Genomic DNA, 24,877 nt, shown 5'->3' with positions numbered 1-24,877 from the left:
TGTTCCTTTCACGTTCATTTATTAGATTTGCCAATCGATATACCTTGATAAACAACAAATATCATCAGAAGTGTGAATAAAATAAATAACTCTTTAAAACAGTCTTACAAAGACCTCTCCAGCTTATTGTCTAACATAGTCAATACTGTTCCCATGTACTTGTTTGTGAAAGACACAGGAGATAATTTCCGTTACGTATATTCCAGTCCTATGATGAATATGCTGTACGGACGCTATCATGATGAAGTCGAAGGTAAAACAGATTTTGATTTATTTATTGATCCTGTAACCGCACAAGCATTTCGTGATAAAGACATGGAAATTGTAAGTACAGGGAGAATGCAGCATTTCGTAGAACAAATAATCGATCCCCAAGGGCTCTTACGCTCCATAGATACTATCAAAACACTTGTTCCACGAGAAGGAAAACCTCCTTATCTATTGGGAATATCGTGGGATATTACAAAACAAAGTCAAACCGAGGACGAATTGCATCGATATAATAAACGGCTGGCTATGTCTTGTCAGGCTGGGCGAATATATCCGTGGGTATGGGATATGATTAATAACACGGCAGAGATTTCAATAGTGGACAACGGGCAAATCAAGCAGATTTCTATTACCCATGAAAGTTTTACTGATAAAATTCACCCTGACGACCAACAGATGTATCATGATCAAACAGTCGATTTTATTTCAGGAAAACAAGATACGCTTCGTTTTAGTTTCCGATGCAATTTCTTTACGGAAGATGAATATGTATGGTATGAAAAAGTAGGAGAAGTTTATGAATACGACCAAGATAAACGCCCTTATAAATCAATTGGCATACTTCGGGACATCACAGCAGACAAACGTCATGAAGAAGACATGAGAGCTAAACAGTTAGCAGAAGAGAGCGATCGTATGAAATCTGCCTTCATTGCCAACATGAGTCATGAGATACGTACACCCCTGAATGCCATTGTTGGTTTTTCCACATTAATGGCTCAGACAGAAAATCCTCAAGAAAAGCAAGAGTATCTGAAAATTATAGAATCAAGCAATGAGTTTCTGTTACAGTTGATAGGGGACATATTGGATATTTCTAAGATTGAATCAGGAAAATTGGAATTTATTTATTCATCTTTCTCTTTAAATGAATTATTTGCTACACAAGAATACACTTTCAAGATGCGTGTCGAGCCTGGTGTAAAAGTCATATTCGAAAATACGGATTCCAATTACAGCATTATTTCAGAAAAGACACGATTAACGCAGGTATTAAGTAATTTCCTCTCCAATGCAATCAAGTTTACAACGGAAGGATCTATCCGTTTTGGTTATAAAGTAATTGAAAAAGGTATTTATGTGTACGTAACAGATACAGGCATAGGAATACCTGAAGAAAAACGGAATACCATATTTGAACGTTTTGTGAAATTAAATAATTTCAAACAAGGTACAGGATTAGGACTTTCTATCTGTAAAACCATAATTCACATATTAAATGGAGAAATAGGGGTTGAATCTGAAGAAGGAAAAGGTTCAACATTTTGGTTTACAATACCTTGCCATCCGATTAAGAGCAATTAGTTCAAGCAGATGATTTGATCAGCCAGACGTCTTAATTCATCAACATTATGTGATGTAAATATAATGATTTGCCCACTCTTTCTCTGTCTGGACTTTATATATTCAATAATACTGTTACGTACGGCTTCATCTAACCCTTTAAAAGGTTCATCCATAAGAATTAAAGGAGATCGATACAGCAATGCCCTGGCTATGGCAACCCGTTGTTGCTGACCGTAACTAAGTGATCCTGGATAGACTGAAGCTATTACATCATTTAATTGCATTTCTTTCAGAATTTCTTTTATTTGTTGCAGTACTTGACTTTGAGGTATCAAACGGGCAAGAGGCAAAGCAATATTTTCTGAAACAGTAAGCCACGGTAAAAGTTCCGGTTCCTGAAAGACAGATGCTATACCATAATTAAGATTCGCTGTTATTTTACCACGAACCGGTATTAATGTTCCGTTTACCAAATTCAGCAATGTTGTTTTTCCTGCTCCTGACGGCGCGGATATACCATAAATCTTTCCCGGTTCAAATGTATAAGAAAAAGAGTAAAAACCATATTTATATCCTACTTCAGATACCAAGATAGGGGAAAGATTATATTCTTCCCTTTTTACAGATGAAGAGAAGCGAATATTTATTTTTCTGACAGAAAGCCAATTGATTCCTTTGTCAAAAAGAAAACTGACAAGAATAGCAACAATTGTCCACGCCATTAACTCGGGAACAGCAATAAAACTTTGTGCACGTTTCATTTCACTACCAATACCGAATGTGCATTGAGAAAGTACTTCCCCCATAATAATAGCCCGCCACCCGAAACCAACAGCAGAAGCCAGCCCGCTATAAAGAAATGGTTTCAACTGCGGATAGATCACTTGTACCAAAGTATTATATCTCCCTATATGAAATAATGAAGCCATCACAGAAAATCCCGATTGCAAATTACGTATTCCTTTCGTCAGATTTTCTGTGAGTAAAGGAAACATAGTTAGAAAAGCGATCATTAGCGGAATACTCTCCGGATTTAAAAAGATAAGTGCAAGTAAAATAAAAGAGATAACAGGTACCGATTGCATAATGATCAGTAATGGGCGGAATAGCTCATATAATAACTCATATCGGGCAAACAAGCTAGCGCATACCGAAGCTACAGCCAACGATAATACCATACCGATTATTCCCCGGGCAATTGTAGCTCCTATAGAAAAATAAAATGTTTCTGCAGATAATAACTCAGTCAATGTATGTATTAACCGCGGAAGGGTAGGGATAAGCTCCGGTTGGTCCAATATATAGGCAAAGACTTCCCATCCGATCAACAATAGAAATATAGAAAATAATATAGTTATCTTTTTTTTCATTCTCTTTTTGATATAAAACTGCTATCCGGCAATCTACCACCTAAAGCTTTGGGTTCATATTGCTCTATTAAGCGAAGAAAAGAATCGATACTCTGTTGTGCTTCTTTTGCTGTTTGGTAATAAATTTTACAACGTTCTATGCATTCCGGAGTAAGCATTCCGGGAGCAAACACATGTCTTTCTTCCAATATTCTGATTGCCTCTACAGGGTGTTCCACAGCAAATTGGCATGAAGCTCGTAATATACTGTCTAACTGTGAAGCATCTTCTGAAAGTAAAATATTGCAGACTATTGCAGTTTGAGGGAATTCCGGAGATAAACCTTCAGGATTATTCAAATCTCCGATGATACGTAATGTTGTATCTTTTCGCAAAGCCATACTGACAAAAGGCTCACTCAAAACAACCATTTCAGCTTTGCCGGCCAGTAGAGCCTGCAATACTTCCGGCGCCGTACTGAATGAATAATTCATGGAATATGTCAACCTTTTACGATCTAAATAATAACGAGTCAAAATGTCAGGAGTTGTACCTGTACCAAACAAGTACAATTCATTCTTAGAAGAAGGAAAATTTTTACCTATTAAATAAAGTGTGCCCCATAAAGGACAGCCTAGTAAAGGATAACGAATTCCTTTATTATATAAATTAGCAGCACTTATCATAGGAAGTACCGCAATATCTGCTTCTCCCTTAATCAAAGATGCCTGTATAATATCAGGAGAATCAGCAATAGTAATAGACACTGCCTTTCCATTAACTACGGGTGGAAATTCTAAACATTGGGCAAAAGCAATTGCAGAAGGCCCTTTCAAAACAGAAACACGTATAACATCCTGTTCCTTTCCTTTTTCTGTTTTTTTACACCCGGCAATGTATAGTAAAACTATAAACAGACAGAGATACTTCATAAACGAAAAGTTTACGGCAAAGGTAATAAATAGTAGAAAAAGAAAAAGTTCCAAGAGAATATCAATCTCTGGAACTTTTCTGTGACCGCGACAGGATTCAAACCTGTAACCGGCTGATCCGTAGTCAGCTACTCTATTCAGTTGAGCTACGCGGCCAATCTTTATATTTATGTTTAAACTTGATTCGAGATGGTGACCGCGACAGGATTCAAACCTGTAACCGGCTGATCCGTAGTCAGCTACTCTATTCAGTTGAGCTACGCGGCCAATCTTCTATTTATGTTTAAACTTGATCTTGAAATGGTGACCGCGACAGGATTCAAACCTGTAACCGGCTGATCCGTAGTCAGCTACTCTATTCAGTTGAGCTACGCGGCCATTATTTCTTGATTGCGAGTGCAAAGGTAGACTTTTCTTTTATATATACAAATATTTCATCCTGTTTTTTGTCTTCCTAGTCTAACATTTTAGGGTTAAATATTAAGTAACCAATGTTTAACCCAACATTGAAATTCTTACTTGGATAGCTATATCCATTAGCATACAAGCTGATAGAAAGGAATGGTAATTGTAATACCAGAGCTGCTTCGCCCATATAATCAAACGAATGAAGAAATTTACCATAATAAGGTACACCTATATATGTATCATTTATGGGAATCACTCTTTTCTTGATTTCATACAAAGGAGCAAATCCATACATATCTAATCTTAAATGCAGCAACTTGCTGAACTTAAGAATAGGAGAAACTCCCACTGCAACATACTGATTTGCCCGGAATGCTTCATTAAACACAATTTTACTGTGAGGAGTAGGAGTGAATGCCGGAGCTTGCAAAACAGAAGATGTGTAATTATTCATCAGGTTTTTACTGGAAATTACCATTTCTGCCAAATATCCCATATTAAAGAGATTATTTAAATGTTGATACCATAACCAACGGCCTTTCATTTGCAACCAACTATGAGTTGTCTGCTCGAAAGGCTCTTTTAATGACTTATTCGCAGACGGTTGATATTTCTCTATCCCTGTAACATATTGGGCAATGACAAACTGCTGACGTCCGCTAATGGGGAACTGTTTCGAATCCAATGAATTTTGTTCAATGCTTAAAGAACCACTGAATAAATCATACCTGCTACGATCAAATGATGCGTCAGGAAAAGCCACTTTCGATGTTTGCAGATAATAATCGTTCAATTGTCCGTAAGCAAAACCTATTTCAGCTTTAGCTTTCGTTAAAAAGGCAAAGCCCAGTTTAAGTTTCATATATAACTCTTTTTGTTTTATGAACGAAGGAACAACATCTTCATAAAACAAAGACTGGCTTTCCGAAAACCTTCTTTCCGAATATACACCTTGCCAGTTTACATAGGATGGAATACGTGACTGAAGATAGACACGTCCGTTCAACATTACTCCGCTAAAAGAATTACCTACCTGGAAGTTTGTATTCACATCTGCGGCAAAACGCCCCAAATATTGATACCCAAGTCCTAAATATAACTGATTGGCCTGATGAGACGATACATTTCCGCCAAAACCGACAGAGACTTCTTCTTTCATCTTCACATCCAGATACAAGTCAAATTTCTTTTCTTTCCTGTTGTATACCGCATGAGGCATAATCTCTTTTATCTTTGAATAAGTGAGCATCTTAAAGTATGCGCGCTTGAATTCTTCCATCGAAAATTCACGATTAATGTCTCTATGCAACTGTGATTCTATATATTTACGCTGAGATTCCGAAACACCTGTAACATAGATGTTCTGGAAGATCAGGGGAGGAAGATTCTCTTTATATACCTTTCTACGCATATTCAGACTATCCAGAGAGACTCTTCTCGGTACACGTTGTTTGATGGAATCAATTATAGACATAGTCCGTTTATATCCAATATCCATCAATTCTTTTGACTTTTGGAAATCTAGTAATGAGACATTGGGAAAATTAAACTTAATCATCATACCTTCATCTTCCGGCACATCATAATCTGTTTTTTGCATAATCATCGTTTCCAATTGACTATAAGCATTGCTGGACGGCTTATTATTTCCCCCCGCCACAACAGAGCCAAATATAAAATCAGGATGAAAAGCATCTTTCATAGGATTAACGGGGAAATTATCATAAATACCTCCGTCAAAAAGCGGTACACTATCTTTCCAGATAGGCTGAAAGAAGAAGGGAAATGTCATTGAAGCACGAACAGCATCCCCTAAATCTCCATTTTTAAATACAATAGCTTTTTTAGTATAAATATCGGATGCCACACACCGGAAAGGAACAAACAAATTATCGAAATTCCATCCGGCTTTTGCCGTTGCTTGCGAAAACAATGCCATAAAGGCCTGATTCATCTGGATTGGATTGATCAGGCTTTGCGGCAAAAAACTGGCTTTAATCTGTAGAGAATCGGACATATCTATTGAAAAATGAGCAAACTCGGGAGTAGGATAGGGTTCTTTAAAGTAATAGATATATTTTTCTTCCACGGTTCCGCTTTGCCAATAGCTAAATTCCTTAGATAACATCAACTCTAACATTTCTTCGGGCGTATATCCCATAGCGTAAAGACTTCCCACAATTGCGCCGGCCGATGTTCCGGTTATATAATCTATAGGTATCCCGTTTTCTTCTAATGCTTTTATTACTCCCAAATGTGCGGCTCCCTTAGCTCCACCGCCACTAAGTACCAAACCTACTTTCTGAGCCGATAATGGGTGTATAAGTGTAAAAAAAAAGGCTATGAGGATTGTAATTTGCTTCATATTTATGCTTCAACTCTGTTTATGGATTCAAATGTACAGGTTATTTTATGTAATACAAACAGAGGTTTGCATATTTTTGTTTTCAAAGCGGGACTTCTTATTGAATAAACCTACCTTTTCAAATCATCAGGATGTTTTTTATAAATCATCGGGATGATTTCGTGAAATGATCGGGATGATATTAAAACGAAACAGGCGCTTCATTTTTATAATGAAGCGCCTGCAATAGAAGATTCTTTAATATATAACTATTGACCAATCATTTGAACACTTCTTTTAATAAAACGGCTCAAAGCCTCACCCTTCAACATGCCATTACCCAGTAAAGCAAGATCAATCAACTGGCTAACCATATTATTGGAATTAGCATATTCACTTAAAATAGTATTGGCTTTTTCGTGAAGTTCTGCAATTTTATGGCTTGTATTTGTCATATCTTCTTTTTCCTGGGAAGATATTTCTTCTTCTTTTTTCTTACTCTGAGCTTCACGAAGGTCTGCCTGCCGAGTCTGCCAACCTTTCAAATCGGCAAGGATCGGTTTTAATGTTTCACCGCATGCATTTTCTTCATCCGTCAAAACTTGTTTGATCAGTGAATGATCTGTGTTTAATACCAAATTGTAGCTATCCGGCATTTCACCATAAAATGACATACCCGGTTGCATAGACGACATTTCGCGCATACGGCGCATATATTCACCCTGTGTCAGCATAACCGGATTAGCATTTTCGCCCAGTGCTTCAAATGTAACATAGAATTCTGTCTTTTCAATTTTAGGCATCTGGCTTTTGAAGACTTCTTGTAAAGCATTTTTTTGATCTTCATCCAATGTAACTTTTCCGGAATCTTCCTTGCGAATCAAATTATCAATAGTATCACTGTCTACGCGGACAAAGCGTGTCTTCTCAAACTTCTGTTCCAGTTGGCCAATAACGTGTACGTCCAATTGGCCGTCCATAAGCAAGACACTATAACCTTTATCTTTTGCAGCTTGGATGTAACTATATTGTTCATCTTTTTTAGTCGTATAAAGATAAATCAAATTACCGTCTTTGTCGGTCTGGCTGTCTTTAACCAATGCCTTGTATTCTTCAAATGTATAATAGACATCATCTACGTCTTTCAATAAGGCAAACTTGGCTGCGCGATCATAAAATTTTTCGTCTGTCAGCATACCGTATTGGATGAACAACTTCAGGCTATCCCATTTTTCTTCAAATTGAGGACGTTCCGACTTAAATATTTCTTCCAGGCGGTCTGCAACTTTTTTAGTGATATGATTAGATATCTTTTTCACATTCTGATCACTTTGCAGATAAGAGCGGGAAACATTTAGCGGAATATCCGGAGAATCCAATACGCCGTGAAGCAGAGTCAGGAATTCCGGAACAATACCTTCTACAGAGTCCGTTACAAATACCTGATTACAATATAGCTGTATCTTATTGCGATGCAAATCTATATTGCTCTTGATACGCGGGAAGTACAGAATACCAGTCAGGTTGAATGGATAATCTACATTCAAATGAATCCAAAACAAGGGTTCTTCGCTCATTGGATAGAGGTCACGATAAAACTTCTTATAATCCTCGTCTGTCATATCAGCGGGTTTACGTACCCATGCCGGTTTGGTATCGTTTACAATATTGTCTTCATCCGTATCTACGTATTTACCGTCTTTCCATTCCTGTTTTTTCCCAAAAGCAATGGGTACAGGCAAGAAGCGGCAATATTTGGTTAACAGCCCGTTAATCTTATCCTTATTAAGGAAGTCTTTATTGTCGTCATCAATATATAGTATAATATCAGTACCCCGGTCTGCTTTTTCGGTTTCTTCCATCGTATATTCGGGCGTACCGTCGCAACTCCACTTCATTGCAACAGCACCTTCTTTATATGATTTGGTAACAATTTCCACTTTCTTTGAAACCATGAAAGAAGAGTAGAAACCGAGTCCGAAATGACCAATAATGGAAGCCGCATCATTTTTGTATTTTTCTACAAATTCTTCGGCTCCGGAAAATGCGATTTGGTTGATATACTTATCTATTTCTTCGGCTGTCATACCGATACCACGGTCGGAGATCGTGATCGTATTGTCGTCATATTTTACGTGAACAGTAAGATCACCCAGATCACCTTTAAATTCGCCTACGGATGAGAGCGTTTTTAGTTTCTGGGTAGCATCTACAGCATTTGACACTAATTCACGTAAAAAGATTTCGTGATCACTATACAAAAATTTCTTGATAATAGGGAAGATGTTTTCGCTGGTAACACCAATGTTTCCTTGTTTGCTCATAATCTTATGTCTTTTATTTATTGATTACTTTTATCATTTACCCTTATTTATACAAAATAAATGCCAAAAACCGGATGACTGACATAACGTAAAATGAGGGTGACATTATTGCAGGCGGTGTGTCTTCCTCCAGTAATTTCCGAAATATCATCCCCTAAAAAAAGAAATTCCTTCCGAAAGAAATAAGGATTTCTCTCGGAAGGAATCAAAATTGAGTAGAGAGGAAACGGGGCTATTCCGCAGCCTCTTTCTTTTTAATATCGGTTGTTATTTTCTGTTCTTCGGAATTAAAGTCTACTGTAATCGTATCGCCATCTTCGACAGATGCACGTATAATTATTTCGGCCATTTCGTCTTCCAGATATTTTTGGATAGCACGTTTTAACGGACGGGCACCAAACTGTACATCATATCCCTTGGTTGCGATAAAATCTTTAGCCGCATCTGTAATAGATAACTTATATCCCAGATTAGCCACCCGCTTATACAGACCTTCCAGTTCAAGATCTATTATCTTATGGATCGCTTCTTTGTCAAGCTGGTCAAACATGATAATATCATCTACACGGTTCAGAAATTCGGGAGCGAAGGCTTTATTCAACGCTTTCTGGATAACACCGCGAGAGAAATCCTTATCTGTCTCTCCTGCAAGCGATGTATTAAAACCTACCCCCCGGCCAAAATCTTTCAACTGACGAGTACCGATGTTTGAAGTCATAATAAGAATTGTATTCTTAAAGTCAATTCTACGTCCCAAACTATCTGTCAAACGTCCTTCGTCCAACACTTGCAACAATAGGTTGAACACATCCGGGTGAGCCTTTTCTATTTCATCCAAAAGAACGACAGAGTAAGGTTTACGACGCACCTTTTCTGTTAGCTGGCCACCTTCTTCATAGCCCACGTATCCCGGAGGCGCTCCTACAAGACGGGACACAGCAAACTTCTCGAGATATTCGCTCATGTCTATACGTATTAAAGCATCTGATGAGTCAAACAGATATTCGGCCAATTTCTTAGCTAAATATGTTTTACCTACGCCGGTAGGCCCTAAGAACATGAAGGTGCCAATAGGCTTATTCGGGTCTTTCAAACCAACACGGTTGCGTTGAATTGCTTTCACAATTTTCTGTACCGCATCATCCTGTCCGATTACTTTATTCTTTAAAACGCCTGACATTTCAAGCAATTTCAGGTTTTCCGCTTTTGCAATGCGTTGAACCGGAACACCGGACATCATGGCAATAACTTCTGCAACTTTGTCTTCATCAACTATTTCACGATGTTCCTGCAGTTCTTTTTCCCATTTAGCCTTTTCTGCTTCCAGTTGCAACAGAAACTGGCGCTCTTTATCCCGGAAACTAGCTGCCAATTCAAAATTCTGAGATTTTACGGCTGCCAGTTTTTCGTTCTTTGTATCTTCAATCTTAGCTTCGAGTTCTTCAATGTTCTTTGGAACTACAATATTGGAGATATGCACGCGTGAACCTGCTTCGTCCAACGCATCTATAGCTTTATCCGGAAAATTTCGGTCGCTGATATATCTTTCTGTCAGCTTCACACATGCTTCCAATGCTTCCGGTGTATAGATAACATTATGATGTTCTTCATAACGGGGTTTGATATTATTCAATATCTGAAGAGTTTCCTCGGCTGTGGTCGGATCAACAATAACTTTCTGGAAACGACGCTCCAAAGCACCGTCTTTCTCTATATTTTTCCGGTATTCATCCAAAGTTGTGGCACCAATGCATTGTATTTCACCACGTGCCAAAGCAGGTTTCAACATATTGGCTGCATCCATGGATCCGGACGCAGAACCTGCTCCAACGATAGTATGGATTTCATCAATAAACAGAATTATATTCGGATTCTTTGCAAGCTCATTCAGAATAGCTTTGATACGCTCCTCAAACTGTCCGCGATATTTTGTTCCTGCCACAATAGATGCCATATCAAGACTGATTACGCGCTTATCAAACAAAACACGGGAGACTTTGCGTTGAATAATACGTAATGCAAGTCCTTCTACAATTGCAGATTTACCAACCCCCGGTTCTCCAATAAGAACAGGATTGTTTTTCTTCCTACGGCTTAAAATCTGTGCAAGACGCTCTATTTCCTTTTCGCGTCCAACTATCGGATCTAAACGATTCTCGGCAGCAGCACGTGTCATATCCGTACCAAAGTTATCTAAGACAGGCGTATCATTAGATGACTTTGGCGATGCTCCTCCTTGTTGTGCACGAGGTGATTCTTTACGTGCAGAAAAACTTTCCTCTTCATCATCCTCTTCGTCATCTGTAAATCCATCGCTTATCTCGTCAAAATCATCCTCTTTTATACGGGTTAATCCTGTTCCGCTTACCAAATTATTGTAAACGGCACGGTAGTCGACACCAGCTTCATTCAGGACTTTAGCTGCAACATTAAATTCTTCTTTCAGTATAGCCAGAAGAAGATGCTCTGTATCTGTCTCTTCACTTTTGAACATACGGGATTCCAACATACTCATACGTAAAACACGCTCTGTCGTTTTGCTGATTGCTATTTCATGTACTGAATCCTCCGAATCAAATGTATTCTTTATTTCCTGTTCTATCTTTTTCTTTATATCTAAAGTATCGGCGTTCAACTCACGCAATACCTGCATGGCTTTCCCATCGCCATCGCGAATGATGCCAAGCATCAAGTGTTCCGGTCCGATATAGCTGTTTTGAAGCCTCGCAGCTTCTTCACGGCTATACTCAATCACATCAATTAATCTTTTTGAATAATTATTTTTCATACTATATATTAATGTACTAGTCTATGTGCAAAGTTAATAATCTCTTCTAACTATTCATCAAATTTCGTGCCATTATTCACAAATGGGAAGAGAAAAGGCTTTATAACTAAAATTTCGTGATAAAAGCTTTCGTGATAAGCGGAAAAGCATTACTTTAGTGCAATTTTTCAGAGGTGAAATATTGAGTGTAATTAATATAAAACTAAATGGTTGATCAAGACAGAATTATTAAGATTAACATTGAGGAAGAAATGAAATCTGCATACATTGATTATTCAATGTCTGTTATCGTTTCTCGTGCTCTTCCTGATGTTAGGGATGGTTTTAAGCCGGTTCACCGCCGCATCTTGTTTGGAATGAATGAACTGGGAAATACATCCGACAAACCTTATAAAAAATCTGCGAGAATTGTTGGTGAAGTTTTAGGTAAGTACCATCCACATGGAGACTCGTCCGTGTACCTTGCGATGGTTCGTATGGCACAAACCTGGTCTATGCGTTATCCGTTAGTAGACGGGCAGGGAAACTTTGGATCCGTTGACGGCGATAGCCCTGCTGCAATGCGTTATACAGAAGCTCGTTTGAGTAAACTTGCCGAAGAAATGCTTCGCGATATAGATAAGGATACTGTAGACTTTCAATTAAACTTTGATGATACTTTAAAAGAACCTACTGTTCTTCCTACACGTATACCTAATTTATTGGTAAATGGTGCTTCCGGTATTGCTGTTGGTATGGCAACCAATATGCCTACTCATAACCTAAATGAAGTATTGAATGGTTGTATGGCATATATTGATGCCCGTGGAGAGATTGAAGTAGAAGACCTGATGCAATATATCAAAGCCCCTGATTTTCCAACCGGAGCAACCATTTATGGATATGCCGGCGTGAAAGAAGCTTTTGAAACGGGTAGGGGACGTATTGTATTACGCGGTAAAGCTGAAATAGAACAAGACGGCAATCATGAAAAGATTATTATTTCCGAAATTCCTTATCTGGTTAATAAAGCAGAGCTGATTCGCTATATTGCTGATCTGGTAAACGAAAAGCGTATAGAAGGCATCTCTAACGTTAATGATGAATCGGACCGTAGCGGTATGCGCATCGTTGTGGATGTAAAACGTGATGCCAATGCAAATGTTGTATTGAACAAATTATACAAGCTAACTGCTTTACAATCCTCTTTCAGTGTAAACAATATTGCCCTGGTTAATGGCCGTCCAAGACTGCTGAACTTAAAAGACCTTATCAAAGCTTTTGTTGAACATCGTCATGAGGTAGTAATTCGCCGTACTAAGTTTGAATTACAAAAAGCAGAAGAAAGAGCTCATATTTTAGAAGGCTTAATCATTGCTTCCGATAACATCGACGAAGTTATCGCTATCATCAAGTCTTCTAAAAGTCCGGTGGAAGCCATTGAGCGATTAATGGAAAGATTCTCATTATCGGATGTTCAATCCCGTGCGATTGTTGAAATGCGTCTTCGCCAATTAACAGGACTTGAGCAAGATAAGCTGCGTGCAGAATATGAAGAAATTGAAAAGTTAATCGCATATTTGAAAGAAATTCTGGAAAATGATGATCTTTGTATGAAGGTTATCAAAGATGAATTACAGGAAATCAAAGACAAATTTGGAGACGAGCGCAAAACCGATATTATATATGCTTCTGAAGAACTGAATCCGGAAGATTTTTATGCTGATGATGAAATGATCATTACAATTTCACACATGGGCTATATTAAGCGTACACCGCTTAGCGAATTCCGGGCACAAGGTCGTGGAGGAGTAGGGGCTAAAGGTTCCGAAACACGTGATGAAGATTTTGTTGAGTATATATATCCTGCATCAATGCATGCAACGTTGCTAATCTTTACAGCAAAAGGCCGATGTTATTGGTTGAAAGTTTATGAAATACCGGAAGGAGCTAAGAACTCTAAAGGCCGTGCTATTCAAAACATCTTAAATATAGAATCGGGCGATAAGGTAAATGCCTTTATCCGTGTTAAAAAGTTAACAACTGATACAGAGTTCATCAATTCCCACTATTTGTTGTTCTGTACCAAAAGAGGTATAATTAAAAAGACCTTATTGGAAGCATATTCCCGTCCTCGCCAAAATGGAGTAAATGCCATTACATTACGTGAAGATGATGGATTAATCCAGGTTTGTATGACAAATGGAAATAATGAGGTATTAATAGCAAATCGTAATGGCCGTGCCATCCGTTTCCATGAAAATGCAGTTCGTGTAATGGGACGTACAGCTACCGGAGTAAAAGGTATGACTCTCGACGAAGACGGTATTGACGAAGTTGTAGGAATGGTTTGCGTAAAGAATAAAGAAACCGATACGATACTGGTTGTATCTGAACAAGGTTACGGAAAACGTTCTAACATTGAAGATTACCGTATAACAAATCGTGGTGGTAAAGGTGTGAAAACAATCAATATTACTGACAAGACTGGTAAACTGGTTGCTATAAAGAATGTAACTGAAGAAAACGACTTAATGATTATAAATAAATCAGGTGTCGCTATTCGTGTAAAAGTATCAGATTTGAATGTAATAGGTCGTGCAACTCAAGGTGTTCGTTTGATTAACCTTGATAAACGAAATGATGAAATAGCTTCTGTTTGTAAAGTGATGTCTGAATCTGAAGAAAAAATAGCAGAAGAAAAAGCAGAACTGGAAGCTTTGAGTGAGAGAACCGTAAATGAAAATGTTGTATATTCGGGCACAAGTCTTGAAGATGTTGATAATGAAATCAATAACGAAAATAATGATCCTGAAAATACAACAGAAGAATAATTTAAACAAATAGAAATATTAATCTCAAATTAACATCGCAATGAAACGAGTATTATTAACAGCTGCACTATGTATTGCAGCATCTGCCTCATTCGCGCAGAAAAAAGCCGTAAACGAGGCTCAAAGTATTGCAAAGGGAGATAAACCGGATTTTACTGAAGCAAGAACTCTCATAAAAGGAGCTCTGGAAAATCCGGAGTCTAAGGATGATCCTAAGACTTGGTATGTTGCCGGTTTTATTGAAGACCAACAGTTCAGTAACGAAAGAACAAAACAAGTGTTAGGTCAACAACCAAACGAACCTGTTATGTATGAAGCGTTAGGTAATGTATTACCATATTTCAAGAAAGCTTACGAATTGGATCAGTTACCCAACAAAAAAGGTAAAGTAAAACCTAAATTCACAAAAGATATTAAAGGCATTTTGGGAGCTAACCACTTGTATTATATAAATGGTGGAGCTTATTATTTCGATCAGAAAGATTATCCAAAAGCTTATGATTTCTTCCAGCAATATCTTGAAATCTCAGATCTGCCAATGTTTAAAGGCGAACAAGTTGCCGAAAAAGATTCAAATTACATGACCGTTCAATTTTATGCAGCTGTTGCAGCTACACAACTTGGCGATTCTCAGAAAGCTATTGCAGCATTGGAACGTGCAAAAAACACAGACTATAGAGCGAATGACGTATATCAGTATTTGTGTTATGAGTATGAACAAGCCAAAGATACTGTTAATCTGGAAAAAATATTAGAAGAAGGTAGAATCAAGTTCCCGGATGAAAAGTATTATTTGATGAGCTTAATCAATAATTATATCTACTCTGATAGAAATGAAAAGGCTATTGAATACTTAAATACTGCAATCGCTAAAGATCCCAATAATCCCGAACTTTATAATGTAATGGGTAGAGTTTACGAAACAGGTTTGAAAGATTATGACAATGCAGAAAAATTCTTCCGTAAAGCATTAGAATTTAATCCGGACTATACAGATGCTCTTAGCAACTTAGGTCGTATATTTTATAATCAAGGTGTAAACAAACAGGGTGAAGCCAACATGATCAATGATAGCAAACAATATCAGGAAGAATTAGCTAAAGCTAAAGATTTATTCAAGAAAGCACTTCCATATTATGAAAAAGCTCATCAATTGAAACCAGAAGATAAAGAATATATGACAGCATTAAGAGGCATCTATTATAACCTAAACATGGGTAAAGAATTTGATGCCATAGAAGCTGAAATGAATCAATAATTATAATGATCAAAAAATAAAGGGACAGTCTTTAGTAAGGGCAGTCCCTTTATTTTTTGTATTAGTTTTGTTTAGTTCCCAATTTTATCTTCCAAGATACTTATTAAACATAATCGTAATTATAATCCAAAACCTTTGAATATCATATTAACTCCTGATTTCATGCAAAAACAAAAAAAGCCCGTATACAACTTCCCAGTTACATACGGACCAAACAAATAACAAACTCTACTTATATGAAAAAACAAATACTACTAACAAATTATTATGAAATTGACAACGGTTATTTGTCGCTTTCATTTATATAACAAGGAACAATATCAATAGTTCAAAATACATATAATTTTTTTCGTGTTTTTTCTACGCATGCATTACCAACAACGGCGTATCAGTATGAAATAACATTTTCCTTGCAATACTTGGATTGAACATACGAGCTAATAAATTTCTACGATAAGTGCTTAGCGCAATAACATCGATATGCTTATCACGTACAAATTTTTCTACTGCAATCAGCAAATCTCCATCATCTAAAACAGTATGGCTTATATTAGCATCAGGATAATGTTTTTTGAAATATTCGCGGACTCCTGACAAACGTATTTCATTCCATTCATTTTTACTCGTCGAAATATTAAAAAGATGAATATGTACATCATATCCTTTAATGATCTCCATAAATTCATCGAATGCAACAAGGTCGCGTTGATTAAAAGACGTTGCAAATGCTATATTTTTAGCTTCGCCCAAATCATTAAATGGAACATTTTCAGGAATAGCTAATACAGGAACTCTGTTTACTTCTATTACTTCACCCGTAACACTTCCTATCAGATCCATGTCTTTCTGGCTCTTGCCTCGAGTACCCATAACAATCAAAGTAGGATGATAATCTTTGCTATATGCAATGATTTCTTCTTCTGGTAATCCTTCCCGTAAGACGTAATCATATTTTACTTTTGGCAATTCTCCAGAATTCATCTTCCGATTAATATGCATACAGATATTTTGCATATCCACTTGTACGCGTTTCAATACATTCTGAACAGATTCCTCTTCATTTACCTGATATGCAAGCGTATCACCCATTGGTATTGCAGACGGGAAATATGGACTAAAATATGCATGCATCAACATTACTTCTGCACCTACTTTATGTGCATAATTAATACCAAGTTCACATGCTTTTATCGAATAATCAGAGAAGTCTATTGGAATCAAAACCTTTTTCGTTTTAGACGTTTCAGTTTCTGCTTCGTCTTCTTCACTTAACCATTTATGGTCTTCAATTATGCGTAAAGCATGTGGTAAGTCACTTTCCTTAATTCTCACACGTACACCCGCAGAAATTACAGGTTGAATCTGATTTACATTCATAATGTAAACTTCAATACCTTCTGTTTCCAGTATAGTTTTCAAAATCTGAGCCTTTTCATACGTGTGAATAGCTAATGTAACCAATTTGTCTTCCATACCAATTAATTTTATTTATTAAACAATCGGAATAATCTAAAAGTTGGTCTAAAAAAAAATCCCAAAGCATCTCTTTATTTCAGCTATGGGATTTTTTATAAAAGTTGAAAATATCTTTACGCTTCCTGTGCTATCGACACTTCGTCTTTTTCAGCAAGTATCTGTATAGCACGCTCAAATATTGTTGTATCATCTAAAACAACCAATCCTCCATCCGGACCTGGTTCAATATGTATACCACAGCTTTTTCCGTCTTTAAAATTATGTCCGCCAAAATAATTACGAACAGTTTCGACTGATATACCCAATTCATCTGCGATACGATGAGTACTGCCGTCAGGCAAATTGTCTTTAATTCTACGCAATTCGTTAAATGTGATCGTTTTTGTCATGGCTTCCTTATTTTGAAGGTTAATACTTTATTGTTAATTTTGATGCCACTAACTTAGCAATTTAAAATTACAGAAGCAAATTAATTTCATTGAAATAACATTATAACCCTTATGCTTTACGACATATTATAACAAAATGTCACCTAAGACAATTAATCAATAATTGATTGAATATCAAAATCATAAGAATAGTAGCCCATATAGCATAAACAATCAGATTCTTCTGCTTTGTGGTATAAATGAATGAAGGTAGCTTCTCCCCTGCTCCATCAACAAGCTTACAACGTACGTGTACATATATATAATATGTCAAATAACCGAAAATTATACCAGCTATTGCACCGGGAATAATATCTGTAATAAAATGAACACCTAAATATATACGTGAGTAAGCAGTCAAAGTAGCCCATATAAATATGGTCCAAGTAAATAATCTGTATCGTAGCAGTAAAGTCATCAAAGTCGCAAAACCAAAAGCATTCGCCGCATGGCTTGATATAAACCCATATTTACCTCCACGATATCCAAATACAGTTTTCACCTGATCCATAAAATCCGGATGATGAGTCGGACGGAAACGTGTAAAAATAGGCTTGCATACATGGGAGGCAAATTGGTCACATAAAGTTATAACCAATACAATAGCCAATAAAATAAGAATCCATTCTTTCCAATTCTTTTTGTATACTATCACTAAAAGAATAAATACAGCCAATGGCAACCAGACCACTTTGCCCGAATAAAGCCACATAAACTGATCAAGGAAAGTAAAATTGCTACCATTAAGCATAAAGAACGCATCGCGTTCATAAACCAACAATTTTTCTATCATTAACTAGATTTTTTCTATGTCTTTACTTGGCATCCAACCAACATTTCCATCTTCCAATACGATCTCGCTCCATTCGCCAAGTGTACTTTTAACAGATACTTTAGTACCTTCATGAAGTATGAATAAATCCGTACCACTAGCATCCGGAGAACTCTTCACTGTAACTGTAGGTGCAAAAACAATAGCATGCGTACGATTAACAAGTTCATCTTTCTGATGTTTTGCAAAGATATTGGAAAAAATCACCAACACCAAAAACACAAGCCCCAAGTAAAAACCAGCCTTTTTCAAACGAATCCATCTTGAAAAGAAAAATAGAATAAGACAGCCTATAAATAGGATAAAACATACAATTCCCATACGAGCCCATGAATCTACAGCTGCATTATTCTGAATTGCATTAAACCAATCCGTCAGGAAAAAATTCTCTATAGGTTCAATTTTATCAATAGACTTTTGTCTTGCCATTTGCAAGTTAAAACGAACATCGGCATCACTTGGATCCAGAACTAATGCACGTTCATAATTCAATATTGCCGGTGCAATTTTTCCTGCTTTATAGTATGCATTTCCCAAATTATAAAAAATCTCTGCCGATTCGCCATTACTTTTCAGAATGTTTTCGTAAAGTTCTATAGCTTTGTTATAGTTTTCTTTTGTATAAGCTTCTTCCGCTTCTTTTATAGCCGTATCTTGAGCATATACTATATTCCATGCAAAACATTGAACCAAGAATAAGAAAAATAATATCTTCTTCATATATCTATGTATCTTCATTTCCTTACTTTTTAATTGTATTCTCCATTTTACCAATGGCATCTACCGTTAAATCATATAATTTATCCATTGCATCAGAAGCCTGAGACGGAGCATAACGAGCAAATTCACATGTATTCAAGATATCCATAAACTCATTAATCAGAGTCTCTTCTACTCCATATTTTGTCAATTCCGCTTCTACATTGTCTTTACTAAGATTTGCTTGCGGTATATTAAGTTTATCGCTTAAATAGCCCCATAAAGCACGAAGGACTTCGTCATAAAACTCTTCTTTTTTATTTTCCTTCATTAATTTACCCGCAATCTTCAAACGCCTTACTGCCATTTTATTAGCTTTCTTGGTACGTACCAACGCAATATTAGAATTCTCTTTGACCTGTTTTCGGTAAATAAAGAAAAATACAACAAATAATATAGCCGGCACTAAATAGCACATAAAATACATAGCCGAACCAAAGAATATATCATTTGTTGATGTAAAGGTCACACCCTTGGTCTTCAAATAACGAATGTCTTTGCCAAGATACTTTACACTTTCTTTGTTACTGAAGTTAGACATAACAGGTGCATTACCTTCTTCCTCTTTGCCCTTTTCAACATGAAGCTTATAAGGTTCACTAGTGAGTGTTTTATATGAGCCACTTTTCACATCAAAATAAGAAAACGCAATGGCCGGTATCTCAAAGTCTCCTGCATAACGCGGAATGGCCATATATTCAATCGTTTTCGATCCATTTACCCCTGCAGTCGAAATTTTAAAGTCTGTTTCAACTTTCGGATCATAAACATCAAAATCATTCGGAAAAACGACTTCTGGATTTTTTATCAACTTGATATTTCCACTTCCCGAAATCTTTAATTTTATAGTAACAGCATCATTTGTTTTTACATTATCAGAACTTATGCTAGAAGCCATGGTAAAGTTTCCTACTGCACCCGAAAATGACGCAGGCTTTCCCGATGGCAACGGTTTAACGTTTATAGTAACAGGAGCTGTTGTGAGTATCTTATTTACATCTTGATAAGAATCAAAGAAATCATCAAAGATACTACGGACTTTTTGTTGTGTAGCTATACGGATAACGGCATCAAATTTTCCTCCATCGATTGTAATGTTTCCCGAACGCTGTGGAAACAACACCGTCTGTCTAAATATGACAGTGAAATAGTTACGGCCATTATAATGTTCTTGTGTCCACTGTTTATTGGGCAAATCTATCTCTTGTACCAAAAATCCTTCAAACTCGGGATATTTCATATTATTCAATGTACAAGGACGAGTAGCATACAACTTATATGTAACTAAAAAACCTTCTTGTTCAAATACATTCCGATTAGACACTTCCATTCTTACAAAGTAATCGTCTTTACCGATAGCAGTAGCGGAACTGTTGCCACTTCCTTCATTTCCATTGCTACTGTTATTTGCTTTATCAGGAGGAAGTACTTTTATAACTAATCCATTAGACGTATAATTTGCACCTTTTACTTTTATTGATGCCGGAGGAATATTAAATGTACCTTCTTTTTTAGGCATCAGTATATACGTATAACTAATAGATGTTTCACTTTTACTTTGACCATTTGTCCAACTACTGCTATATGACGTAGATTGGGATGGTCCCATCAAAACATCAAAATCAGACAATTCCTGCACTCGAAGATCTTTACATTCAGCATTAACAGTATAAGTTAAACGGAATTGTTCTCCCATTACCACAGCATCAGGCGCAGTAGCCTTGAAAACCACATCGGTTGCTTTTACAGTAATACCTGCTGTTAATATAAGAACGAATAAGAAAATTAATTTCCTCATTATGATTATATATTTCTTTTAATTACCACTCTTTATCTGTTTTACGACGTTGTTGCTGTTGCATTTGCGCCTTCTTCACTTTCTCTTGCGTATCTTTTTCATCCTGCAAGAAAGCATCCAACATTTGCTGAGCATTATCTTTACTCATTTGCTCGTTTTGCTGTGGCTGTTCTTGCGTTTTATTCTGTTTATTATCGTCTTGTTTCTGTTGCTGTTGTTGTTGCTGATCATCTTTCTGATCTTTATTTTCTTGTTTATCCTGATTCTGCTGATCCTGGCTTTGATCTTCATTCTGTTGATCTTGCAACAATTTTTGAGCTAAGGCCAGATTATAGCGCGTCTCATCATCTTTAGGATTTAAACGAAGAGATTGTTTATACGATTCCACACTCTTGCCATAATCCTTTTTTTGCATAAAAATATTTCCGACATTATGGTAAAGCTGAGCCAAACGGTCTTTACCTTCCGGTGTTTCCACCATTTTTTCTCCTTGTCCGGCAATCAATTGATATTGTTCGGCTGCTTCGTCATATTTTTTCTGTTTATAAAGAGAATTTCCTAAATCATAAGTACCTTCGACCGAGCGGGGATTTACATCCAGACTCTTTCGATAGGCAATTTCTGCCTCCGTATACTTTTCGTTTTGATAAAGTTTATTCCCTTCACGTACATTTTTACGTTCAGCCTTTTGGGCAAATATAGTTCCGCTACAGAACACAAGTGCCGATATATATATTATAGTTTTCTGCATATATTTCATCGTCCAATTCATAATTAAGAGAATAATTTCACTTTCCTGAATATACGATTCTTACGATCCAGTGTCATAAAATCTGCAATCAGCAAGAACAAAGCAATCCATGCAAATATCTGGAACCGTTCATCATATTCGGAATATACTTTGCTATCCAATTCCGATTTATTCATTTTATCAACCTCTTTTTCCAATGCTTTTAAAGCGGAATTTGTGTTATCAGCACGCACATACATACCATTTCCCGCTGCTGCAATCTCCTGGCACATTTGCTCATTAAGCTTTGTAATAACAACATTCCCTTCTTTATCTTTCATATAGTTATTACTTCCCGGAACAGGTATCGGAGCACCTTTTGGGTCACCCATACCTACAATATTCACATGAATACCTTTTTCAGCAGCAGCTTTAGCTGCACCTACAGCGTCATCTTCATGATTTTCGCCGTCCGTAATCAAAATAATTGCTTTATCCGACGTCTCATTTGGCGTGAATGATCGAGCAGCCAAGTTTATTGCTGCACCGATAGCAGTACCCTGGCTGGAAACCATAGATGGGTTAATAGAAGACAAAAACATCTTCGCCGAAATATAATCGGAAGTAATCGGTAACTGTGTAAAAGCATCTCCTGCAAAAACGATCAGTCCTACTTTATCATTTGTAAAACCATCCGTTAATTTAGCCAGCATTTGTTTGGCCTTGTCCAAACGATTCGGGGTGACATCTTCGGCAAGCATGGAATTTGAAACATCCAGACAAACCATTATTTCTATTCCCTGACGTTTTACAGTTTCCAGTTTAGAACCAAACTGAGGTCCTGCAATAACAAAAATAACCAATGTAATGGCTCCGAACAACAGCCAAAATTTCAAGTGCTGGCGCTTAGGTGACACTTCTGGCATCAATTCAGCCAATAAAGCTGGGTTACCATATTTTTTAATTGCTTTTTTCTTCAGTATTAAAGCATATACATAAAATGCCACTAATGCCGGCAAAATGAACAGCAAGTATAAAAAGTCCGGATGTGCAAAACGAAACATAAGCCTTTTTTTATTTTATGGTATATTTCTCAACAATGTATTTCTCAACAAAACTTCCACCAGTAACAAAGCAAATACCAATAAGGCCCAGTTCTTATATTCTTCCTGTTTCTTACTGTATTCCTGTACACTGATTTTTGTTTTTTCCATCTTATCAATCTCAGAATAAATCTCTTTCAGGCTCGCATTATCCGTAGCACGAAAATACTGACCGCCTGTTGTTGCCGATATCTGCTTTAATGTCGGTTCATCTATCTCTACCGGAATATTCTGGTATTGAATACCAAATGCCGTCTGGAACGGATATGGAGCCATGCCTTTTGTTCCTACGCCGATTGTATATACACGTATGCCAAAAGTCTTGGCAATTTCGGCAGCAGTTACCGGCGCTATTTCTCCTGTATTATTTGAGCCATCAGTCAGAAGTATAATTACTTTTGATTTAGCCTGACTATCTTTAATGCGGCTAACGGCATTAGCCAGTCCTAAACCAATAGCAGTTCCGTCTTGTATCATACCGCTTTGTATATCCTTAAAAAGATTCAGCAAAACTGTATGATCCGTAGTTAACGGACACTGAGTAAAACTTTCTCCCGAAAAAACAACCAAACCAATATTATCATTCGGCCTGCCGTTTATAAAAGATGCTGCTACATCTTTGGCTGCTTCTAAACGGTTAGGTTTCAAATCCTGAGCCAACATACTTCCGGAAATATCCATTGCCAGTATTATATCTATACCTTCCGTTGATGAATTTTGCCAGCTATTTGTTGACTGCGGACGAGCTAAAACCACAATAAGTATTGCAACAGCAGCCATTCTTAAAACGAAAGGGATATGACGCAGATATACTTTCCATGATGTTACTCCCGGTACATTAAACGCCTCAGAAGAGGAAACCTGCAAACTTGCCTGACTTTTGCGTAGTTTGTAAATGTACCATCCGATCATCGGGATGAGCAACAACAATAAATACAGATATAGGGGATTTGCAAATATCATTTTTCTTCTTTCATTATATTTGAATCATTCTTTTCTCCTGGTACTTCCTCTGCTTTTTCAGCTTCAGGAGTAGCAACTTCTTCCACACGTATTGTCTGATTAATGAATGTGTATGCATTAGTCATGCTTAGATCATTTTCATCAGGTAGCGGATGCATCTTTGCAAATTTTACATAATCAGACAACTGCAAAATCTGCTTTAAGTTATTAAATACAGGTTTTGCATCTGCTTCATCACGGAGCACATCCAGAATTTCTGCAGAAGTCATTTCCATTGCATTGACGCCAAAACGTTCAACAACATACTTACGCAACGTTTCCGTTATCAAAGTATAATATTCCTTGTTACGTCCCTGCTGCCATAATTTCTGTTGCTTAATTTCGTCCAGTTCCTTTATAGCCTGTTCGTGAGGCGGAAGTTTTGGTTCCGGCTTCTTAAACGGTATCAGCGATTTTTTGCTACGCAGACGTTTGATAACGTAAGCAATTACACAGATCAGGAATAAAGTTAGCAACACCCCATAAATGATCGGATAATAGTCCGCCAAGACAAAAGGAGGCTTCCATATATCCTTTATATCATTAAACTCTTCCGGTTTATCTGCATTAACAGGTATAGTAGAAACCTTTAGTGCGACCTGATTCGAATAAATGGTATCTAAACCGTCTATCACCTTCAGCGGCGGCAATAAATATAAGGAAGAATCAAACGAGGTTATCAATACATCTTGTTTAATTAACAAGCGGTTATTCTCAATATCCACAGAATCCGGCTTAGAAAGGTTTAACACTTCTACGCCAGTCATCAACGTATCGTTAGGAATAACTATTTGTACAGGACGGTCTTTATCCGTCGTTACTGTCAGATGTAATACTGTCTGTTCACCGATTAATATGGCAGCCGAATCGATTGCAACATCTATCAAGGTTTTCTGCGCATAAACCTTCCCGCTCACCAGGGAAGTAGTCAGTAAAATAAACAGTATGCCTTTCTTTATCAGTTTCATTAGTTCGC

17 protein-coding genes, 3 tRNA genes and 1 pseudogene are annotated in these 24,877 nt (G+C 37.0%); 3 read left to right on the top strand and 18 right to left on the bottom strand.

Annotated elements, in window-relative coordinates; translation table 11 throughout:
- The first annotated feature begins 72 nt into the window (after positions 1–72).
- Positions 73–1,575: a PAS domain-containing sensor histidine kinase gene (locus C4S38_RS02590; RefSeq protein WP_234999272.1), complete on the top strand. Its 1,503-nt coding sequence runs from the start codon at positions 73–75 to the stop codon at positions 1,573–1,575.
- On the opposite strand, the gene C4S38_RS02585 is transcribed toward C4S38_RS02590, so the two are convergent.
- From C4S38_RS02585 to C4S38_RS16310, 9 genes and pseudogenes are all read right to left on the bottom strand, one after another.
- Positions 1,572–2,927: an ATP-binding cassette domain-containing protein gene (locus C4S38_RS02585; protein WP_103982428.1), complete on the bottom strand. Its 1,356-nt coding sequence runs from the start codon at positions 2,925–2,927 to the stop codon at positions 1,572–1,574. The two genes, C4S38_RS02590 and C4S38_RS02585, sit on opposite strands and share 4 nt — an antisense overlap.
- Positions 2,924–3,838: an ABC transporter substrate-binding protein gene (locus tag C4S38_RS02580; protein ID WP_200817934.1), complete on the bottom strand. Its 915-nt coding sequence runs from the start codon at positions 3,836–3,838 to the stop codon at positions 2,924–2,926. Before C4S38_RS02580 ends, C4S38_RS02585 begins: the two co-directional genes overlap by 4 nt.
- Before the next feature lie 82 nt (positions 3,839–3,920).
- A tRNA-Arg gene (locus C4S38_RS02575) sits at positions 3,921–3,994 on the bottom strand.
- A 34-nt stretch (positions 3,995–4,028) separates the two neighbouring features.
- Positions 4,029–4,105, bottom strand: a tRNA-Arg gene (locus C4S38_RS02570).
- A 34-nt stretch (positions 4,106–4,139) separates the two neighbouring features.
- Positions 4,140–4,216: transfer RNA gene (locus C4S38_RS02565), tRNA-Arg, on the bottom strand.
- Positions 4,217–4,292: 76 nt separating this feature from the next.
- Entirely contained in the window at positions 4,293–6,611 is a 2,319-nt protein-coding gene (locus tag C4S38_RS02560) for a patatin-like phospholipase family protein (protein WP_103982427.1), read from the bottom strand.
- A gap of 248 nt (positions 6,612–6,859) precedes the next feature.
- Positions 6,860–8,914 carry a molecular chaperone HtpG gene (gene htpG, locus C4S38_RS02555; RefSeq protein ID WP_103982426.1) on the bottom strand — a complete coding sequence of 685 codons (2,055 nt, stop codon included), beginning with the start codon at positions 8,912–8,914 and terminating at the stop codon, positions 6,860–6,862.
- Positions 8,915–9,146: 232 nt separating this feature from the next.
- Positions 9,147–11,090, bottom strand: a complete 1,944-nt coding sequence (locus C4S38_RS02550) for an ATP-dependent Clp protease ATP-binding subunit (RefSeq protein ID WP_394340838.1) — start codon at positions 11,088–11,090, stop codon at positions 9,147–9,149.
- Between the two features lie 258 nt (positions 11,091–11,348).
- Positions 11,349–11,603, bottom strand: a pseudogene (locus C4S38_RS16310) (Clp protease N-terminal domain-containing protein); the annotation flags it as partial.
- Between the two features lie 305 nt (positions 11,604–11,908).
- On the opposite strand from C4S38_RS16310, the gene gyrA reads away from it, so the two are divergent.
- Together gyrA and C4S38_RS02540 are read left to right on the top strand one after the other, a co-directional pair.
- Complete coding sequence (gene gyrA / locus C4S38_RS02545; RefSeq protein WP_103982424.1) at positions 11,909–14,515, top strand: DNA gyrase subunit A; 2,607 nt, start codon at positions 11,909–11,911, stop codon at positions 14,513–14,515.
- Between the two features lie 40 nt (positions 14,516–14,555).
- Positions 14,556–15,773, top strand: coding sequence for a tetratricopeptide repeat protein (locus tag C4S38_RS02540; protein WP_103982423.1), 1,218 nt, complete (start codon positions 14,556–14,558; stop codon positions 15,771–15,773).
- 360 nt (positions 15,774–16,133) lie between these two features.
- Here the strand turns inward: C4S38_RS02540 and C4S38_RS02535 are convergent, their stop codons facing one another.
- The 9 genes from C4S38_RS02535 to C4S38_RS02495 form a co-directional block, all read right to left on the bottom strand.
- Entirely contained in the window at positions 16,134–17,246 is a 1,113-nt protein-coding gene (locus C4S38_RS02535; protein ID WP_103982422.1) for a universal stress protein, read from the bottom strand.
- Positions 17,247–17,362: 116 nt separating this feature from the next.
- On the bottom strand, positions 17,363–17,638 hold the full coding sequence (locus tag C4S38_RS02530) for a DNA-binding protein (protein WP_099465680.1): 276 nt from the start codon (positions 17,636–17,638) through the stop codon (positions 17,363–17,365).
- 139 nt (positions 17,639–17,777) lie between these two features.
- Positions 17,778–18,470: a phosphatase PAP2 family protein gene (locus C4S38_RS02525; RefSeq protein ID WP_103982421.1), complete on the bottom strand. Its 693-nt coding sequence runs from the start codon at positions 18,468–18,470 to the stop codon at positions 17,778–17,780.
- Between the two features lie 3 nt (positions 18,471–18,473).
- Entirely contained in the window at positions 18,474–19,247 is a 774-nt protein-coding gene (locus tag C4S38_RS02520) for a tetratricopeptide repeat protein (RefSeq protein WP_103982524.1), read from the bottom strand.
- Positions 19,248–19,251: 4 nt separating this feature from the next.
- Positions 19,252–21,066 carry a BatD family protein gene (locus tag C4S38_RS02515; protein WP_103982420.1) on the bottom strand — a complete coding sequence of 605 codons (1,815 nt, stop codon included), beginning with the start codon at positions 21,064–21,066 and terminating at the stop codon, positions 19,252–19,254.
- A gap of 22 nt (positions 21,067–21,088) precedes the next feature.
- Complete coding sequence (locus C4S38_RS02510) at positions 21,089–21,826, bottom strand: tetratricopeptide repeat protein (protein ID WP_199163445.1); 738 nt, start codon at positions 21,824–21,826, stop codon at positions 21,089–21,091.
- Between the two features lie 14 nt (positions 21,827–21,840).
- Positions 21,841–22,860, bottom strand: coding sequence for a vWA domain-containing protein (locus C4S38_RS02505; RefSeq protein WP_103982419.1), 1,020 nt, complete (start codon positions 22,858–22,860; stop codon positions 21,841–21,843).
- A 15-nt stretch (positions 22,861–22,875) separates the two neighbouring features.
- Positions 22,876–23,862 (bottom strand): vWA domain-containing protein, encoded by a 987-nt coding sequence (locus C4S38_RS02500; protein WP_103982418.1) that lies wholly within the window; start codon positions 23,860–23,862, stop codon positions 22,876–22,878.
- Positions 23,859–24,869 (bottom strand): hypothetical protein, encoded by a 1,011-nt coding sequence (locus C4S38_RS02495; RefSeq protein ID WP_103982417.1) that lies wholly within the window; start codon positions 24,867–24,869, stop codon positions 23,859–23,861. The genes C4S38_RS02500 and C4S38_RS02495 overlap by 4 nt, the downstream gene beginning before the upstream one ends.
- Between the last annotated feature and the right edge of the window lie 8 nt (positions 24,870–24,877).

The sequence above is a fragment of the Parabacteroides chinchillae genome (assembly GCF_900108035.1).
Lineage (GTDB): Bacteria > Bacteroidota > Bacteroidia > Bacteroidales > Tannerellaceae > Parabacteroides > Parabacteroides chinchillae.
Note: the sequence above shows the minus strand (reverse complement) of the source record. Positions and strands in the feature narration are given on the sequence as shown.

Excerpts from the sequence above, each read along its gene's own strand:
- C4S38_RS02585 (WP_103982428.1), bottom strand. The coding sequence starts at position 2,927 with ATGAAAAAAAAGATAACTATATTATTTTCTATATTTCTATTGTTGATC.
- C4S38_RS02580 (WP_200817934.1), bottom strand. The coding sequence starts at position 3,838 with ATGAAGTATCTCTGTCTGTTTATAGTTTTACTATACATTGCCGGGTGT.
- C4S38_RS02560 (WP_103982427.1), bottom strand. The coding sequence starts at position 6,611 with ATGAAGCAAATTACAATCCTCATAGCCTTTTTTTTTACACTTATACAC.
- htpG (WP_103982426.1), bottom strand. The coding sequence starts at position 8,914 with ATGAGCAAACAAGGAAACATTGGTGTTACCAGCGAAAACATCTTCCCT.
- C4S38_RS02550 (WP_394340838.1), bottom strand. The coding sequence starts at position 11,090 with ATGACACGTGCTGCTGCCGAGAATCGTTTAGATCCGATAGTTGGACGC.
- gyrA (WP_103982424.1), top strand. The coding sequence starts at position 11,909 with ATGGTTGATCAAGACAGAATTATTAAGATTAACATTGAGGAAGAAATG.
- C4S38_RS02540 (WP_103982423.1), top strand. The coding sequence starts at position 14,556 with ATGAAACGAGTATTATTAACAGCTGCACTATGTATTGCAGCATCTGCC.
- C4S38_RS02535 (WP_103982422.1), bottom strand. The coding sequence starts at position 17,246 with ATGGAAGACAAATTGGTTACATTAGCTATTCACACGTATGAAAAGGCT.
- C4S38_RS02530 (WP_099465680.1), bottom strand. The coding sequence starts at position 17,638 with ATGACAAAAACGATCACATTTAACGAATTGCGTAGAATTAAAGACAAT.
- C4S38_RS02525 (WP_103982421.1), bottom strand. The coding sequence starts at position 18,470 with ATGATAGAAAAATTGTTGGTTTATGAACGCGATGCGTTCTTTATGCTT.
- C4S38_RS02520 (WP_103982524.1), bottom strand. The coding sequence starts at position 19,247 with ATGAAGATACATAGATATATGAAGAAGATATTATTTTTCTTATTCTTG.
- C4S38_RS02515 (WP_103982420.1), bottom strand. The coding sequence starts at position 21,066 with ATGAGGAAATTAATTTTCTTATTCGTTCTTATATTAACAGCAGGTATT.
- C4S38_RS02510 (WP_199163445.1), bottom strand. The coding sequence starts at position 21,826 with ATGAAATATATGCAGAAAACTATAATATATATATCGGCACTTGTGTTC.
- C4S38_RS02505 (WP_103982419.1), bottom strand. The coding sequence starts at position 22,860 with ATGTTTCGTTTTGCACATCCGGACTTTTTATACTTGCTGTTCATTTTG.
- C4S38_RS02500 (WP_103982418.1), bottom strand. The coding sequence starts at position 23,862 with ATGATATTTGCAAATCCCCTATATCTGTATTTATTGTTGTTGCTCATC.
- C4S38_RS02495 (WP_103982417.1), bottom strand. The coding sequence starts at position 24,869 with ATGAAACTGATAAAGAAAGGCATACTGTTTATTTTACTGACTACTTCC.